At 32.6% G+C, this 17,574-nt stretch carries 14 protein-coding genes; 2 read left to right on the top strand and 12 right to left on the bottom strand.

The genetic code is table 11. The features are described 5' to 3' along the window. Nucleotides 1-64 precede the first annotated feature (64 nt). A complete protein-coding gene (locus D1818_RS04705; protein ID WP_118456642.1) occupies nt 65-637 on the bottom strand; it encodes a conjugal transfer protein TraO in 573 nt (190 codons plus the stop codon). Between the two features lie 358 nt (nt 638-995). Between D1818_RS04705 and D1818_RS04700 the strand changes: the two genes are divergently transcribed. After that, nucleotides 996-2,528 carry a leucine-rich repeat domain-containing protein gene (locus tag D1818_RS04700; RefSeq protein WP_118456641.1) on the top strand — a complete coding sequence of 511 codons (1,533 nt, stop codon included), beginning with the start codon at nt 996-998 and terminating at the stop codon, nt 2,526-2,528. Nucleotides 2,529-2,633: 105 nt separating this feature from the next. Here the strand turns inward: D1818_RS04700 and D1818_RS25225 are convergent, their stop codons facing one another. From D1818_RS25225 to D1818_RS04670, 7 genes are all read right to left on the bottom strand, one after another. After that, nucleotides 2,634-2,777: a hypothetical protein gene (locus D1818_RS25225; RefSeq protein ID WP_158596989.1), complete on the bottom strand. Its 144-nt coding sequence runs from the start codon at nt 2,775-2,777 to the stop codon at nt 2,634-2,636. A 34-nt stretch (nt 2,778-2,811) separates the two neighbouring features. After that, nucleotides 2,812-2,994 carry a hypothetical protein gene (locus tag D1818_RS04695; RefSeq protein WP_118456640.1) on the bottom strand — a complete coding sequence of 61 codons (183 nt, stop codon included), beginning with the start codon at nt 2,992-2,994 and terminating at the stop codon, nt 2,812-2,814. Nucleotides 2,995-3,242: 248 nt separating this feature from the next. Beyond that, on the bottom strand, nt 3,243-4,100 hold the full coding sequence (locus D1818_RS04690) for a hypothetical protein (protein ID WP_118456639.1): 858 nt from the start codon (nt 4,098-4,100) through the stop codon (nt 3,243-3,245). A gap of 113 nt (nt 4,101-4,213) precedes the next feature. Further along, nucleotides 4,214-4,672, bottom strand: a complete 459-nt coding sequence (locus D1818_RS04685) for an SMI1/KNR4 family protein (protein WP_118456638.1) — start codon at nt 4,670-4,672, stop codon at nt 4,214-4,216. Between the two features lie 8 nt (nt 4,673-4,680). Beyond that, a complete protein-coding gene (locus D1818_RS04680; RefSeq protein WP_118456637.1) occupies nt 4,681-9,447 on the bottom strand; it encodes an HNH/ENDO VII family nuclease in 4,767 nt (1,588 codons plus the stop codon). Next, nucleotides 9,444-10,292, bottom strand: a complete 849-nt coding sequence (locus D1818_RS04675; RefSeq protein WP_118456636.1) for a hypothetical protein — start codon at nt 10,290-10,292, stop codon at nt 9,444-9,446. Before D1818_RS04675 ends, D1818_RS04680 begins: the two co-directional genes overlap by 4 nt. A 14-nt stretch (nt 10,293-10,306) precedes the next feature. Beyond that, nucleotides 10,307-12,145, bottom strand: coding sequence for a type VI secretion system Vgr family protein (locus D1818_RS04670; protein WP_162897260.1), 1,839 nt, complete (start codon nt 12,143-12,145; stop codon nt 10,307-10,309). 354 nt (nt 12,146-12,499) lie between these two features. Between D1818_RS04670 and D1818_RS04665 the strand changes: the two genes are divergently transcribed. Then, entirely contained in the window at nt 12,500-12,820 is a 321-nt protein-coding gene (locus D1818_RS04665; protein WP_118456634.1) for a hypothetical protein, read from the top strand. Nucleotides 12,821-12,921: 101 nt separating this feature from the next. On the opposite strand, the gene D1818_RS04660 is transcribed toward D1818_RS04665, so the two are convergent. From D1818_RS04660 to D1818_RS04645, 4 genes are read right to left on the bottom strand one after another with little or no spacing between them, the layout of a single operon-like run. Continuing rightward, nucleotides 12,922-13,155 (bottom strand): DUF6095 family protein, encoded by a 234-nt coding sequence (locus D1818_RS04660; RefSeq protein ID WP_118456633.1) that lies wholly within the window; start codon nt 13,153-13,155, stop codon nt 12,922-12,924. After that, complete coding sequence (murQ, locus tag D1818_RS04655; RefSeq protein ID WP_118456632.1) at nt 13,145-13,957, bottom strand: N-acetylmuramic acid 6-phosphate etherase; 813 nt, start codon at nt 13,955-13,957, stop codon at nt 13,145-13,147. Before murQ ends, D1818_RS04660 begins: the two co-directional genes overlap by 11 nt. Before the next feature lie 25 nt (nt 13,958-13,982). Further along, entirely contained in the window at nt 13,983-14,804 is an 822-nt protein-coding gene (locus D1818_RS04650) for a DUF4249 family protein (RefSeq protein WP_118456631.1), read from the bottom strand. A gap of 4 nt (nt 14,805-14,808) precedes the next feature. Next, on the bottom strand, nt 14,809-17,169 hold the full coding sequence (locus D1818_RS04645; protein WP_118456630.1) for a TonB-dependent receptor: 2,361 nt from the start codon (nt 17,167-17,169) through the stop codon (nt 14,809-14,811). Nucleotides 17,170-17,574: the final 405 nt, after the last annotated feature.

Genomic DNA, 17,574 nt, shown 5'->3' with positions numbered 1-17,574 from the left:
GGACAAAAACCTGAAATATTGATGCTAACTGATTTTTTGATTGGCGCTCTAACCTAAGTACTGTTTATTTTATAATTAATTTGATTCCTAAACCTGCATAGAGCGTAAATTCTCCAATTTCACTATTAAAGTGATAAGTCTCATTTAATTTAATATTTATGGCGACTACTGGAGAAACAAAAAGATCAGCATCCAGACCTGCATATGCTCCATAAACTATGGTATTTGTTTCCACATTAAGGATTTGATTGATATCTATATTTGGATCATCATTATTGATCGTTTCGTACCCTACAGTGCCACCGGCTCCTAATGATAGAGCAAAAGTTCTGGAATTATTTCTTAAAATATCAAAAAAGAAACCAGCATTAAAAGAATAAGTATCTACAGGTATATCTATATTATTTTGTTCGAAAGTAGCATAACTAGCTTGTAGATTAAATTGAAGGTAATCAAACTCATTTACTTTATAGTCTCCGGTAATCATTCCGCCAAAACCATCTTGAACCACACCTCCGGTTAGAGAAAGTGCTATTTTATGACTTTGAGCAAACAATGTATTGGAGCATAAAAATAAAAGTAGTAATGCTATCCAGGCACTGGACACTGGATTTTTCCTTTGTATAAGATGATTCATTAATAATGCTTTTGAGTTAAATCTTTGTTTTCAAAAATTAATAGAATATTCAAAAAGACGAATTAAGCACTTATTCTAAAGTAAAATAATGGTTTGAGGATTTTGGTGAACATTTTATGGATCAATGTATTGTTTTTTGGGTTTTTCGTCTGGAAGCAGGATAGTGCTAAGGTTAAATATAAATGTGAATTCATTCCCAAAACATATTGCCAATAAAACAGATGTCAGTTAGCTAGGATTAAATATATCTACATTCATCCACAAAATATGGTCATTAGACCACTCGTGGAGTTGTATGATAAATTTTTCGGACATATTTGTAATATAAGAGATTAGTATATAATTAAATATAAGATTTATGAAGAGTTTATATTTGAGGGTTTTTATATTATGTGTAGGTTTATTAGTTTCCTGTACTAAAGAAATAGACGAGGATCTCATTACCGTTGTCATTGAGGATGATTTTGAGAATGTAAATAGTGTACTTTTAAAAATAATAGAAGATAATCCTAATAATACTTTGAATTGGGATGGTAATCTGGATAATATTAATAATTGGGAGGGACTCGTAATAGAAAATAACAAGCTAATTGGGTTAAGTATTGAAAATAAAGGTATTACCATACTTACTCCAACTATCAATCTATTAGAAGATTTAACAATATTGAGACTAAAAGATAATGGACTCACCAGTATCCCTAATGAATTGTTTGATTTAAAAAAGCTAGAAGAACTATCATTATCTGGTAATAGTGCTATCATCGAATCGGATGATTTTTTACCAGGTTTGTTTTCTTTATCGAATTTAAAAGAACTTGTTTTAGATCAGTTTGGAATTGGAGAAATAGAAGGAATTGGAGCCTTGACTAATTTAGAAAAGTTGTTTGTAGAAAACACTTCATTAGATAATATTCCTAGTGATATAGGCCAGCTTTCTTCATTAGTGGAATTAAGTTTTATCAACGGTAATTTTTTCGAGATTCCAGAAGGATTTTTTGCGTTAAATAATGTAGAATCGATTATACTAAGGGATAACGAAAACCTAACGACTCTACCTGAAGGCTTTAATTCATTAGAGAAGCTAACTTCGTTGACAATTACCGGAAGCCAAGGCATACAAACTTTTAATAGAAGTATTTTTGGTGCCAGTTCGCTTAAGAAATTAGATTTATCAAATAATAATATAGGGTTTCTAACGACTGTAGATGGCATTATACCGGACGAAATCGGTATGTTGACTCAATTAACAGATTTAAATTTAGAAAACAACCATATTAATACAATTAGCACTAGGATAGGAGAGTTAATAAATCTTAAAACGATCAACTTAAGTAATAATATGATTACAGATGTACCTAAAGAATTAGGAGCACTTACTATTTTGGACGTTTTAGACATATCCGGGAACCTACAGCTTAATGAAATTCCGGAGGAAGTCTGTACATTAGAAGATCTTGGAGCTATAATTATTAGTGAGGGTGAGTGTGGTGATCTAAGAGTAAGTTCTGAGTATAGTTATATTGAATCGGAAGTAGGAGTTATTGCTCTATTCTTTATTGATGTTACTTTAGATGCTGTTATAGATCCTATTTTTATAGAAGGAGATGGTCCATTCGACGTTGATTTTGGAGAGATAGGTTTTCAGATTCATGAAGTAAATATTTCTGATGTCTTAATAAGAGAAGATACACCAGATCAGGTGCTTGTTTTTGAAAGTGCTACGCAACAATTCATCAATGGAACTAATAATTTGTCATTCGAATTGATATCACCATCGGTTCCAAATAAAGATTTAGCAGAAGGAAGAACATACCGGGTTCGATTATTTAATACAGAATTTAGTAATGTAAAAACGTATTTGCCAGCGTATGAACTTATGGTTTTAGACTAATATTAAATATCATCAATCAATTATAAAAAACCCTCATCTATTTTTAAAAATAGATGAGGGTTTTAATCCGTTATTCTCAATTAAAAAATAACTAACTATTTTCTTTTAGTTACAAGGTCTATATGGACAGAAAAATGGCATATTGGTAACCACTCCGCAATCACATCCATCATAACCACCATTTACAGTTTTCTGAACTTCTTTTCCGAGCACTTTAACTCCTTCTAAGTTTAAAATGTTTTTTTTCATTGTGTAAAAATTTTAATTATTATAACGTTTTGTATTATCTTAAAACACATAGTCTACCGAATGGAGAACTAGGAACGGCAACACACTGATAATTATAACTAGCAGTAAGATCTTCACAATCTCTATTATTATGGCAAGGTAAGAGTAACCCTCCATTGATTGTTTTTTGTTGTTCTCTGGTTAAAGCTTTTCCTAAGTTTGATAATTTGTTAATCATAATGTAAAAAATTTAAGTTCATTTATTACACGATGTAATAAGTATATTTAAGGTATTATTTAGAAACAAGATACTATTTGTATAGTGGAACTTTGGTCTAAAATTGTGGATAAACAACAGATTGATGTGGATGTGCATAATAGGTTGTATAACTTAAATCTGGATTGTGAAATTTAGTGATGAAATGTTGAATACGAAAATTAACAATACCTCAAAGAAGTAATAGGATTTCTAATACATAAAATTAGTTAAATACTAAAAAAGCTATTATCATCAGAAGGTCTTGGTTTTTTTGAACTACTACTGTTGTTTTTAGGTTTTGATGGAGTAGGAGTGGTTGTTGATTTTTTATTTGTACCAAGTTGTTCTCCCATGACTAAAGAAGATTTATTTTCTTTCTTAGGTTTTGTTGTCTTCCCTAGATGTAGGAGGTTAGTACGACTAGTTTTATCTTTAGTTGGTTTTTTTTCAGCTGGTTTTACAATAGTTTTAGCTGTGCTAGGTTTTTGTTTTTCTGTTTTTAATTCTTCTGCCGATGTTTTAAACCGTTTAAGTGGAGAAGTAGAGATACTTGATTTTTTTTTGGCTGTAACTCTAGGAGTGGATTTTAATTTTCGTTCTTCTTTTGGAATTGAAATATCTCCAAGGATAATCGAAGGTTTTTTGGTCTTTTTTACTTTTGATACTACACTTCTATAAGAATCTACTTTTTTTACAGGAGGCTCTTCTTCTCTTAAAAGATACCCATCTTCTTCTTTAAATTCTAGGATTTCATCTAAGGTGAAGTTTTGTATTGGGACATCCTCGAAGCCTTCAAAACCAGATATGTCGTATTCTTGATATATTTTTTCTATAAAAGCTAAACATTCTTCTTTGGTGACATATCGCTGTCTGTGTAAAGTATCTGGTACGACGGGATGATCAATCAACCATTTGTCTTTTTCTAACCATTTAAAGATAACCACCTCATCATGCACATCTAGAAAACCTATGTAGGATTTAGAATCATCCGATAAAGCCTTAAAATAATCTTTCGCATCAATTAAATCTATCGATTTGTTTTCGAACGTTACTTTTCTAAGGGTATCATTATAATAGGTTTTCATTGTTTTTTCGTTTCGACTTTTCAATTTCTTATTAATAATTACTATTTGTTGGAAATTGGCTTTAATAGCTACTGGTTTTTAGAATTAACTAGAACCTATCTAAATATTAAAAATTATTCTGAGTCAATAAAAAATTTAAAGTATTCTTCAAAAGATTCAAAAACCAAATTAGGTGCTTTTAATTGAGATTTAAAGTCAATATCAACGCTAAATACCTTGCCTTTTGTTTGTCTTATATCTGATGATACTTCTAGAAGATAATAATTGTCATCCTCTGCATATTCTAAGACTGCATATTTTTTATCTAAATTATGATGTTTTCTTGCGAAAATAGTATCAGCTAAAATACTTCCTCTAGATTCCATATTATCCCATTTTAAAAACAACCCAGAAATAAATGTATCCGCATAACCACACGTACCACATTGCCTTAAAAAACTAACGTATTCATTTGGGAATTTTATCATCAATTGTTTCTCTGTTTTTTTGATTTCATCAATGTGAACTCCTCCAAAAATTTCTAAATCTTTGTTTTTTTCTTTAACGTTTAATGCAAATTCTAAATACTTCATAATTAATTTTATTTTCCAAAATCTTTAGCTCGTTCTTTCCAATAATTCTTTTTAAAATTATTATATGAATTTTTTAATTCTTTATTATTTCTAAAACTATTTCCATCTTCAATCAATCCGTGTAATTCCTTATGAAATTTTTTATGAGTTGTTGCTGTTAATTCTACCATCGCTCCAGGTTCTTCTCCTGTAATATGATGAAGGTTAATCTGCTTTCCATCTGGTCCAATAGGAGCATTTCCAGCATTCATTAAATCTAAATTTGTTTCACCATTGTTGATTCTTTCTCTAATAGAAGGATGAACACTTGAATCCACTATTTCTGGTTTTCCAGGTGTGACATCTTTATTGTTTTTATAAACCTTACGACCATTAACTGTTTCTGCTTTATATTTTTCATCAAGCCCAAAAACATCGATCCAAGTATTACTATCATGAGTATACGCATAAATATTAGGATTGTTTCCTGATAACCTGATTGGATCTTGGGAAATATATGTTCCAGAATCTGGTGAATAGTATCTAAATCTATTATAATATAGATTAGTTTCAGTGTCTTCATACTGTCCTTGATATCTATATGGGCAATCATTCAACGAACCTGTAACAAGTTTACGAACTTTTCCATATATGTCGTACTCTACAGCCCAAGTTTTTTTACCTTTACTATCGTACATTTCTATAGGGGTACCTAGGTGGTCGGTAATAATAGAATAGGTTTCATCTTTAGTTATTTTTGCTGCGGGTTTAAAAGTTCCTTGATCAAATACCCAAGTAATTAATTCTTCTACAGGTTCTTTTTTATCTTTTGAGATGTTTCCTGACTCGTCGATTATCGTTTTGGGTCGGTGTTTTAGATTGTATTTCCATTCATGTAGCGGTACATTTCCATCCCAAATCCATCTTGTAATTTTATCATCTCCTGACTCTTTTTGAGATGATAGTGTTTTTTTTGTGATTCGTCTACCCAGAGGATCGTACTCAAATACTATTTGGGTTTTGTCTGGTTTGGTAACGCTATGTAACATTCCCCCAGCTTCCCATTGGTATTTCCAGAGACCTTTTGGGGTATCTTTTTGTATTAAATTTCCTTCTTCATCATACCTATATGTTGTTCCTCCCGATCGTAGGAGTTTACCACTTTTACCATATTCTTTGTCATTCTTACCTTTGGTGCGATATAGGTTTCCAACTTCATCGGGTAGTTTATAATCGTAACTGCCATCTTCGTACTGAGCAGAAGCTAGATTGTTAAAATCATCATAACTAAATTGAACAATTCCTCTAGTTAAGTTATCTGTAATTTTTTTTAATTTATTATTGACATCCCAGTTATAAGAACGGTTTCTTTGTTCTCCGCCTTGGTTTCTTACTTTTTGTAGTAATGGTCTACCAGCGCTATCGTAATTCCAAGTACTGGTTACACCGCCAGAAAGTATACGTTCAGTTTCCATTCCTAAACTGTTATACTTATAATCGGCTTCCCAGGTTTTGCTTTTTCCGGTTTTAGCTGTTGTTTTAGTTCCTTCACCTATAGCAGAATGCCCGAAGTTGATATCAGCACCTAAACTACTCTTAATTGCTGTCCGTATTCCTAATTCTCCATAATCACTAGTTACTACATGTCCATCTTGATTTTCTGATAGTATTCTTCCTGCTTCATCTCTAAGAATTTTTAATTGACTGTTTGGATTGATAGCTTCTATTAGTAACCCTTCTTTATTATAGCTATATGTAGCCCAACTTCCATCATGATGTTCTACTCGAGAAATGCGGCTGCCTTTATCATACTCATAAATACTATATTTATTATCAGGACGCTCTACTTTTAATACTTTACCTGCTTTGTCTCTACTAAAATAGCGTGTAATATCATCATACCCTTGTTCTCTAATTATATTACCCTTGGCATCGCGTGTAAAGTTATAAGATTCTCCTTGGCGATTGATGACTCCAAGTAATTGGTCTTCATTATCATATCTAAAGTATACTTTTTTACCATTTTCTTCTCGCGTTTTGAGACTACCAACAAGTGTATATTCAAACTTTATAGTACGGTGTTTGTCTATTACTTCAACTACCTGTTCATATCCATTGTATTTTAACTTAATGGTATTGTTATCAGGTAATTTTACTTGGGTAACTCTTCCTAATATATCGTAATGAAATTGTTGTTTGTGTTTCTCCGGATTGATGGCGGCAATACATTGTCCCCATTCATCATATTCCCACGAAGAAATAGCACCATTGGGCAATTTAATTTCAATTAGATTTTTATCCTCATCATAAAATAAGTGGGTTTCATTATCTAGATTATCGAAAACTTTGGTAATTAAACCTTCTTGGTCATATTCAAAGGTTGTCATTATTCCGTCTGGAGAAATAATACAATCTAATCGGTTTTTTTTGTAAGATTTTATAAGACTTCCACCTTCAGGAAACGTTTTGAGTTGTAGGCGCCCTTTATTATCATAAGTATATCCTGAAGAAGCCCCATCGCTATACTTTACTTCTATAATATTACCTTTATCATCATAATCATAATTTGTTTGATTACCTTCTTCATTTATAAATTTAATAAGGTTTTGATTCTTATCATATTTCTTAGTGATCTCACCACCTAACGGATCTACAACTTTGGTTGCTAGATTACCTTCATAATAATATAGAGATTGATGCCCTAAAGAATTTGTAATAATATTACATTCCGGACCATATTCTATTGTATAATCCAAAACACCACCATCTCCCCAAGTATGTACACATTTCGCACCTGTTTTAAAACCATCATATTCCCAATAATAAGTTTGCCCATTACGATCCGTTTTAGAAAACATCAAATGATTTTTATAAGTTACTCTAGTTGTTTGTCCCAGAGCATCTTCAATAGCCATTATATCTTTAGCCTCATTATACGTATAACTTACTAAGGTTTTCTCTTTCCCTTTATGATGAAGTGTGATTTTTGTGATCAATTCATGCTGATCAACATGAAGTTTGATAACTCTTCCAACAGTATCAATAATTCTATGTAATCTTGTATTAATGTATTGAAAATGTATAGTAGAACCGTCACTATTATAAATTTTTGAAAGTTTTATTTGACCGGTTCTATTTTGAAATTTGTAAGTGAGTTGCGCTTCATGGTCGAATAGTTCATAAGTTTCATCCTTTGCTAAAGTCAGTGTTAGTTTTTCCTTTACATTGTAAAACTCTCTAGTGTGCGTATCTATGATGGGGAAAAAAGCAGGTCTTCCATCCGGTAATATCACTTTTAAATTATGTTTTAATTGTTTTATTCTTATATCATAGCTATGATGAACACCATGACCAAGAGGTCCTAAGTATTCAGAATCTGAATACCAATTACGTTCCCATTTTAAAGGTATTATTCCCGGAATTTCAAAATCTACATAATCATATACCACGACTCCTGTTACAATATCCACAGGATCACCGCAACTTTGATTCTTTTGTTTGTTTTTATCGCATATAGCGGTCTCTTTTTGTTTTTTTGCCTCCTCAGCTTTTTTAGCTTCTTCCGCTTCTTTCTTTTTTCTAGCCTCTTCTGCTTCTTTCTTTTTTTTTCTTGCAGCTTCTTCTTCAACTGATGCGGCTTTTCCTTTTTTGGGCTTAATTATGTTGTTAATTGTTTTTACAGGTCTTTTTAGACCTTCAGGAATTATTTTACTAACATTTGTAGAAAGTATAGACCCATTAAGGGCCGATGGGTCTGCTGCAAAATCTTTTGTAGCTCCCCAAGCATTTTTCACATCATCAGCTTTACTTTTTAACCAACCTCCTGCTGCTTGTCCTATACTACTACCTACTTTTCCTGGTAGATTCTTTAAATTATCAAACATGTCGCTACCCATTTGTTTGTAATCTTCAAAACTAGCGTTAGAAAGTGTTTCAAAAGTATCTGGAGCTGCATCCCAGGCTTCTCCAGCCTTTTCAATACCCAAAACACCTATGTCTTTAACAGTTACTCCCAAATCATAAATGTCTGTAGTGCCTGAGGCAACTATATCTTGTCCTCTATTAATAATAAAATCTCTAGGAATAGCAATAAGGCCATCAATAATTTTAGGAGGAGGAAAACAACCCCTCATAAAATCTATACCTGGGATTGCATGTGTAGGATTTTCTACTAAACATTGAAAACCAATATCAGAAAAGGTTTTGTTGTTATTCTCTCTAATATAATCTTGATTGCTAGCAATATCAAGTCGTAACTCATCATCGACAAGATATCTAAATCCTTTTTCATCCGTTTTATCTATTATTGTTTGGGGTAAATTCGATAGATCTTCTTCTGGTTTCGACTTGTTATTACCAGAACCATTTCCACTTGACTTTCCGCCAGCTCCAGAGCCTGATCCATTAGAACCTGTTTCGCCTGAACTTTTGTCATTACCGGACAACATACTATCCTTTTCTTTAGTAAAAGTCACATTTAGATCTATCTCAATTTTTCCTCCTTGACCACACATTGAGAAACTATCACTTAGTAAATAGTTACTTCCAGAAACCGTAGTTAATGACGATACATTCTCCCATTTTGAAGGAGCAGGCACACACGTTTTTAGTCCATTTTTACATTGTCCAAAGCATGGGATATTTATTTCTGGAGCAATGTCAGCCATTGAAGCCATTTTTTCTCCATAAAGTTTTACATTTTTATTGTTGGTCACTTTGATTTCTGCAGGAACACAAGAAACTGCATTGCTACATTTCAAAGAGGTACCTTCTGGTACATATTCTAATGCGCTCATCTCTCTTTTTTTATAAGGTTCGTCTTTATAGCGTGCCTGATAAGATATTCTGGTCCTATTTGAATTTCCTGACAATTAACTTTTTCAATCATCAAAAAAGAAGAATTTAACTCACAAGTTTCAAAAATATTTAAGTTGATTTCGACGGGCATATTAGGGATATCATATATTTCTCTTAATTCTTTTTTTATTGGTTGTCCATCAAATTTTTCATCGTTTAATTTCCCCATTTGAAGTATTTTCACTAGACTTTTATTTTTATCTAAGGTCATTGTTCCTGTCATTTGTATGGGCATTTCAATACTAGTCATAGGTTCTCTAACTTTATTATTATTAATTAGTTGCTTCCCAAATTCTAGATGATATATATCTGGAAACAGTGCTTTCATTAAATAATGATTTTTGATATATTCTAAAAAATGCTTCTTTTCAGAAAGCATATTTTTTATATTAAGAATAGTTTCTTTTGAAGAAAGGTCCTTTTTATACTTTGAAATCAATTTATCCATAGCTGTATCCCATTCTTGTTTAATAAATGCACTATTTACTACATCTATTATTTGTCCATGAATATTTGTATATAAAACTAAGTTATGATGTATAATAGAAAGCTCTTTCACTTGTGTAATATTTGGATTACTATTTGTGTAGGTATCTTCTTCTACTTTAATACTATATAAAAAACCAATCTCATCAACCTTAATTAATTCTTTAGTAGTCTTGTATGAAAAAAGTTGACTACTACTATTTCCTCCAATAATCACCTCTTCTGCTATTTGGATATCATAACGAAGTAGTATAGGAGTTTTAGGTAGCGAAATACTTTGTTTTTCTATTACTTCCATAATGATATTTTTTGTTAATTGATCTCAACATTTCCTCCTTTTACTTTAACATTACCTCCAAAAAACTTAGCAGTAGCGCCAGCTACAATACCTATACCTAACGACGCAAGAGACATTGCTACTCCGGCCTGTATATTCGCCATTACTGATGCAGTAATAGAAATTCGTTTTCCACTAATAGAAGTAGTTTTTCCTTTAAGTGAGGCTTTAGAACCCCCACTAGCACTAAAATTAGAACCTCCATCCAAGCTCATATTGCTTGAAGCACTAGCAGCAATATTACTACCTGCATTCATCGTTAAGTTATTGCTAGCTTCTATAGCAATATCAGTAGAGGTGAAGGTGATTTTATTTGGTGCATTAATCGTGATTTCTCCATTGCCACCCATGACAATTGTATTTCCGCTTGGGTCTGCTATGGTTACACTACCATCTGCATCATTTAATGTTACTTGATTCCCACTTCGGGTTTTGATTGCTTTAAGGTGATTATTCCCACTCTTAAAACTCTCAGGTACAGAAGAGGCATTGGTTACACTACCTTTTACAATCGGTGTTTCTGCATTTCCTCCTTCGTGATCAACAATAACTTCATCTCCTTTTTCTGGTACAAAATACATTCCTTGCCCTGGACCTCCTGCAAGACTGGCTTGTCTGATCCAAGGCGAAGTTTCTCCTGTTTCTTTTTGCCAGGCATATTGTATTTTTACGCGTCCCATTCCTTCAGGATCTACATTATCAACTATAACAGCTGTCTGAGATTTACCTTTCGGGAATGCTTTGATAGACGTTTTAGGATAGGCATCAGTTTCTGCGGTAACGGCTTCAAAAGTGTTTTCGTATCTGCCATTTTCAGTACAACTGTGTTTTATTTTTGTAATTCTGTAACCACCATAGGATGAGGTTTCTCCGTCTATTACTATAGTACTACCTACTGTAATACTTGGGTTGCTACTTTTTCCTGTTACCTTTATCTGATTAACTTCGTTAGCTTGTTTTTGATGTAATATCTGATCATCAATTCTGGATTTCATTTGTGGATCATCATGAGCACTTACAAAAACCTGGGTTTCCTTCCGAAATAGTTTATCGCTTTTTTGACTAACAGTGGATATAAATCCTTTTGTGTTAGAATTTAGTTCTTTTGTTTTCACTTCATGATACCCATCTGTTAGGTAATCATTGGTGAAATATTTGAAATTATTAGGAATGGCTTCTAGCTTCATTGATAATTCAAGAAGGTCATATCCATAACGCAACTTTACGGGATCTTTACCTTCAGGTTTGCCAAAAACTAATTTAGTACCATTATAATAAAACCATTCTCCATATTGAGCTGCTAATCTACTTGCATATTGGAAAGCACTCTCTTCTTGTTGTACACTATAGTGAATAGGAGTTGCTTTTTTTGGAGAAATATTACATTGCAAAACCCCTTTATCGTATCCTGAGAATGTTTTTTCTAAAATTTCTGATATTCCAATGTCTTGATGAGAAGTATAATGAGGTCCGTCATCAGCAATGATACTGCAACTTTTACCTAAGATATGGACAAGGTCTCCCGTTTTTTGATAGAATCCCTTAACAGTATTTACAGTAGTTACAATCCCTTTAAATTCTAATATTTCATCATCAGAAAAACCATTAACTGACTGAATTTTCAAAAGAAAAACTGCTCCTAAAAAATTAGCGCTCTCTCCGGTTATATTATCTGTGACATTTTCTAATACATCTTTTCGGCAGGTTAACTCAAAACTATGATGTGCATCAATTTCTTGATGTAACGATAGATTTTGAAACGCCGGAATTTGTTCTCCGTCTATAAATATTTGTACTTGTGTATCTGTTGCCATAGTATTTTTGTGTTGACATAGAGCATACTCTATTTGTTCCATTAAATTAATATTAAGTATTATTCTAAACTAAGGAGTGGGGACGAATGGTAATTATCTAAGGATGTTTGTAGGGGATTTTGTGGTCTTTAACGAAATGAATACTTAAAGATTTAGCTTGTAATAGGATGATCGACTTCTTACAAGGTCGTTGTTCAGTCATAATCAAAAAATATATAGAGAAATTGCATTGCTCCTTTCAAATTAGCTGTTAGTCAACAAAATTGGTTCGAATGTCCTCAGTAAGATTTTATTTGAGGATAAGACTTCTAAGTTTACAGCTGATTTAACAATTTATTTCAAAACAAAAAAGTAATGAAAAACCAAAACAATTTTTTTAAAAACTTAGGAAAAGCAACATTAGTAGCATCTGTTTTATTCATAACCTCTTGTGGTAGTGATGATGCTCAAGATTTGATAGATGACGTGGCTTGCGAAAATCAGACTTTGGCTTCTAAACTAAATGTTGAAGCTGCAATTACTGCATATAATGCGAATCAAAATCAAGGTACTTGTGAATCTCTTAGACAACTTATTGAAGTGTATAGAGATTTTGACTGTATTGCCGATGATGTATTTGCAACAGAGTATGATGCTTTACCAGATGATTGTGCAGATGCAGGAGCAGGGAACTAATACAGATAGTTCTTATATTAAATAATATTTTGAGAAAGGGTGGTTTTGGAATAAGATCACTCTTTTCACATTTTTAATAAGTATCGTATTAAAAATAGCATTTATTTCTTACCAAATATGGAATCCATAATTGTTTTTAACCCTCTAAACGCCATAAATATGGCAAAAGCCGCTCCAGTCAGACCTAAAATTAAAATAGGAATATAGTAAGGATGATCTTGATTCTTAAATGCAGAGTGTATAACAACTGGACTAATAAACATAAATATCAATGCAATTGCCATACGCTGCACTCCTTTACCAAGTAATTCTTTATCCGTTCTTTTAGGCTCCATAATTGTTTATTGCGTTACGAACACTACCATATTTTTCTAATAGTTCTGAAGCTACTGCTCTTTCAATTTTCAATTCTTCCATGATCATCCGTGTACCACGATCGACCAGTTTATTATTGCTGAGTTGCATATCGACCATTTTATTGCCTTTTACTCTTCCTAATTGAATCATAGTAGCAGTTGATATCATATTCAGCACTAATTTTTGAGCAGTACCAGCTTTCATACGTGAACTTCCAGTAACAAATTCTGGTCCAACAGTAACCACAATTGGATATTGCGCGGTTGTTGCTAATGGACTTCCTTCATTACAGGTAATACAACCAGTAATTATATTAGATTCATTACATTTTTTAAGAGCTCCGATGACATAAGGTGTTGTACCAGAAGCTGCGATACCGATAACAATATCTTTTTCGGAAATTTTATAAGTATCTAGGTCTTTCCATCCTTGCTCTGTATTATCTTCAGCGAACTCTACTGCTTTCCTAATAGCAGGATCACCACCTGCAATTAAACCGATCACTAACTCATGAGGAACTCCAAAAGTAGGAGGGCATTCACTAGCATCTACTACACCTAATCTACCACTAGTTCCTGCTCCCATATAGAAAAGTCTACCACCATTTTTTAGTTTCTCAACAATTTGGGAGACTAATGCTTCGATTTGAGGAATAGATTCTTCTACAGCTTCAGGAACCGTTTTATCTTCTTTATTAATATTAGATAATAATTGTGAAATGGTCATCTTTTCCAGATGATCATAGTTTGAAGCTTGTTCTGTGATCTTGGTAAATGTCATGCTTCAAAAATACTGATTTTCATGATTACTCTTCTATAGTAAATTGAAAACGATTTGCTTCCGATAAATTAAAGTATCCTAATGCAAAATTATTAGGATTCGTGGTATTAATAATATTTCCTCGTATTTGTACAGGAGGTGTCTGAAAAGGATTTCCTCCTTCTTGTTCGCTTTGTTCTATTAGTATGTTAGAATAGTTATAGTATCGCTCGTCAATGCCGAGAATTTTGATAGTCACTTCTTCGCCTCCTACCATATCTTCATAAAAATAAGAGAAATTAAAAGCCTCGCCTTGATAGAATCGATCTTCACTAGGGAGGTATAAATTAAAATCAAAATCGAATAAATAAAAATCATCTCTGTTACCATCATCTGTAAAGAAAACTATGATTTCAGTTTCATCTCCTTCGAACAATGTTCCGTCTCCTTGCTCTATATTATCTATAGCGGTAGTTGGGATAAGCTGAGTTATAGCTTTATATGTTTCTCCTTCATAAATAACGGTTAGTTCATAATCTGTATCAAATTCGGGGATAATATTAAAGTCTTCCGGAATAAAAAGTCCAGGTTCTGCTAATGATTCTACAAAATTAAAGATATTGTTATCAGAAAGATTAGTAATGAACACAGTGGCATTGCTTACTGTTGGGACATCATCATCAAAAAAAGGAGCAGATAACGTAAGTCGTACACCTCCTAATGCATCGATTGGGGTTTCATCTAAATAAATTTCAAAAGAAGCGTCAATAACTAATCTTGGTTCACCATTAGGAACATCCACATCAATAACATCTTCACAACTCGTAAATATGGCAAGTCCGATTATAATATATATTAGTTTTTTCATCTTACTAAAATTTAAAGTTATAAGTTACTGCAGGTACAATTCCGAAAATAGAAGTCCTTACCGCCTCATTAACCCGAGTTTCTGTGTTTTGACTAAAGGTTATTGAGGCAGCGTTTCTACGATTATATAAATTATAAATACTAAAAACCCATTCTCCTTGCCATTTCCTATTTTTATTTTTTCTTGGTGTTAATGTAGCTGAAACATCCATACGATGATAAGCTGGTAAACGTTGGTCATTACGTAAGCCATCAAAAATAGGTACCACTAACCCTTGAAACTCAAACTGTCCAGACGGATAATTCGTAGGCTGTCCTGTTTGAAATAGGAAATTTGCATTAAATTTCCATTTTTCATTCAATTCATAACTCCCATTAAAAGAAATATCGTGAGTTTTATCAAAAGGAGTATTATACCATTCTCCATCGTTAATACCTGTTTCTACAGGTGTTCTTCCTGGAGTTCGTTGTTCTGATTTAGATAATGTGTATGCTAACCATCCTTTAAACTTGCCCTGATTCTTTCGGATTAATAATTCTAAACCATAAGCTCGCGCTTCTCCATTAAGGATCTCTTGTTCGATTGCATCGTTTGCAATAAGCTCTGCGCCATCGATATAATCAATTCTGTTTTCTATATCTTTATAAAACACTTCAGCTTCTAAAGAATAGGCATCATCTTTAATACTTTTGAAGTATCCTAACGCATATTGGTTTAATAATTGAGGCTTAACATACTTCCCACTTGGTGTCCAAACGTCTAGTGGAGTAGGAGAGCTGGTATTAGATAATAGATGCAGATATTGAGCCATTCTATTATAGCTTGCTTTTATAGAAGTGTTATCGTTAAAAGCATAAGCTAATGCCACTCTAGGCTCTAGATTAGTGAAATTTTCTATTTGATCACTTCTACTAATTCTCTCGGTTCCGATTGGATCTGCAGCCTCATAAATTTGAAGTTCCTCATCAAATAAAAGTGGATTATCATTTTCGTAGATATTCAATTCATCTTGCCCTAATCTGGTGAAGTTACTAAGTCTCACTCCGTATTGTAAAGAGAGGTTATTTGAAATTTTATGTTCAGCATCTATATAAACTCCTAATTCATTTGCATATTTATCAATAAGTTTATCCCTTGTGATTCCAGAATCATCACGATTTGGTTTTATCTCACCCGGATTGAAACGGTAGTAGATATCATTAATACCATAATTAAGCTGAAAATTATCACTTAAGTAATGTTTTAAGTCATATTTTACATTTAAGTTTCTAATACCAGAGTCCCATTCGAACCCTACAAAATCAAGTTCTAACCCATAGAAGTAATCTGAATATATTAAAGATAAGTTGGAGAATAGTTTGTCTGAGAACAGATGATTCCATCTTAGATTTAAAACTCTGTTTCCATAAGTGTTTCTAAAACTTTCGCTAATAGAGAATACATCACGCCCGAAATAACCGGATATAAATATATTGTTATTCTCATTAATCTTATAATTGAATTTTGCATTTAGATCATAAAAATAAGCTACGTTATCGTTACCATCATCTAATATAGGGAGAAAAAGATGGGCATAAGATGCTCGGCCTCCAACAAGAAAGGCTCCTTTATTTCTTTTTATAAAAGGTCCTTCAGCCAATAATCTACTAGATACTAACCCAAGACCTCCGTTGAAATGAAAATCTTTGCTATTTCCTTCTTTTTGATAGATATCTAGAACCGAAGACACTCGGCCTCCATATTTTGCAGGGATGCCTCCTTTATAAAGTTTGATATCCTTAATAGCATCTGGATTGAAAACCGAAAAGAATCCAAAAAGGTGAGAAGAATTAAATATTGTAGCTTCATCTAATAGTATTAGGTTTTGATCCGCCGCACCACCACGAACGTTAAACCCTGAAGCGCCTTCACCACCGCTAGTTACACCTGGCAGTAGTATGATAGATTTAATAACATCTGCTTCCCCCAGAACTACCGGAATTTGTTTAATAGTTCCCGCTGTTAGTTTGTTAAGACTCATCTGCGGATTCTTAATATTTACTTTTTCAACGTTTTCGGTGATTACTACTTCGTCTAACATTTCTGAAGCTTCCGATAATTGAAAATTCAGTTTTTTATCTTCATTCAAGGTGATTTCCTGAATAATGTCTTTAAATCCTAAGTAGCTAATTTGCAGTTTATAAGTTCCTTCGGGTAAGGTGATAGAGTAAAATCCATATTCATTGGTGACGACTCCTTTACCGATTTCTGGAAAAAGGACATTAACACCGATTAGAGTTTCATTACTGGATTGCTCAGTTATAGTACCGTTAATAGTGAATTTTTCTTGCCCAATAGAGGAATAATGAACTAGCGTGCATAGCATTACTAGCAGTGTGTGAATAGATATATGTTTTTTCAAAAGATATGTTTTTCAGATAGGTGTATAAAGGAGACTGTAAAAGTACGAGACTTGTTACAGCATTTTTTATTTTATAAATCTACAGACAATTTGGATATACAGATGTTATTTAATTATTAAAATAAATACTTTGAAAACCAAAGAGTGTTTTTCCTAATTAAGATTTCCAGCAAAAATTAACGGGATACCATTCTTGGGAGTGTAAAGAATTACTATTTGCGGATTTAGTACTTGATTTGCGTTTAAGATATACTTGGCTGTTGTCTGAAAATACATAGTTAGTATCAATTTTTTTGGTTTTTATAATAACTTTAGTTTTCATTTGGGGCTTTGGTAACATTTCTTTTTTATACAAATTCATTGTATCAA

This window comes from Aquimarina sp. BL5 (assembly GCF_003443675.1).
Taxonomy (GTDB): Bacteria; Bacteroidota; Bacteroidia; order Flavobacteriales; family Flavobacteriaceae; genus Aquimarina.
Note: the sequence above shows the minus strand (reverse complement) of the source record. Positions and strands in the feature narration are given on the sequence as shown.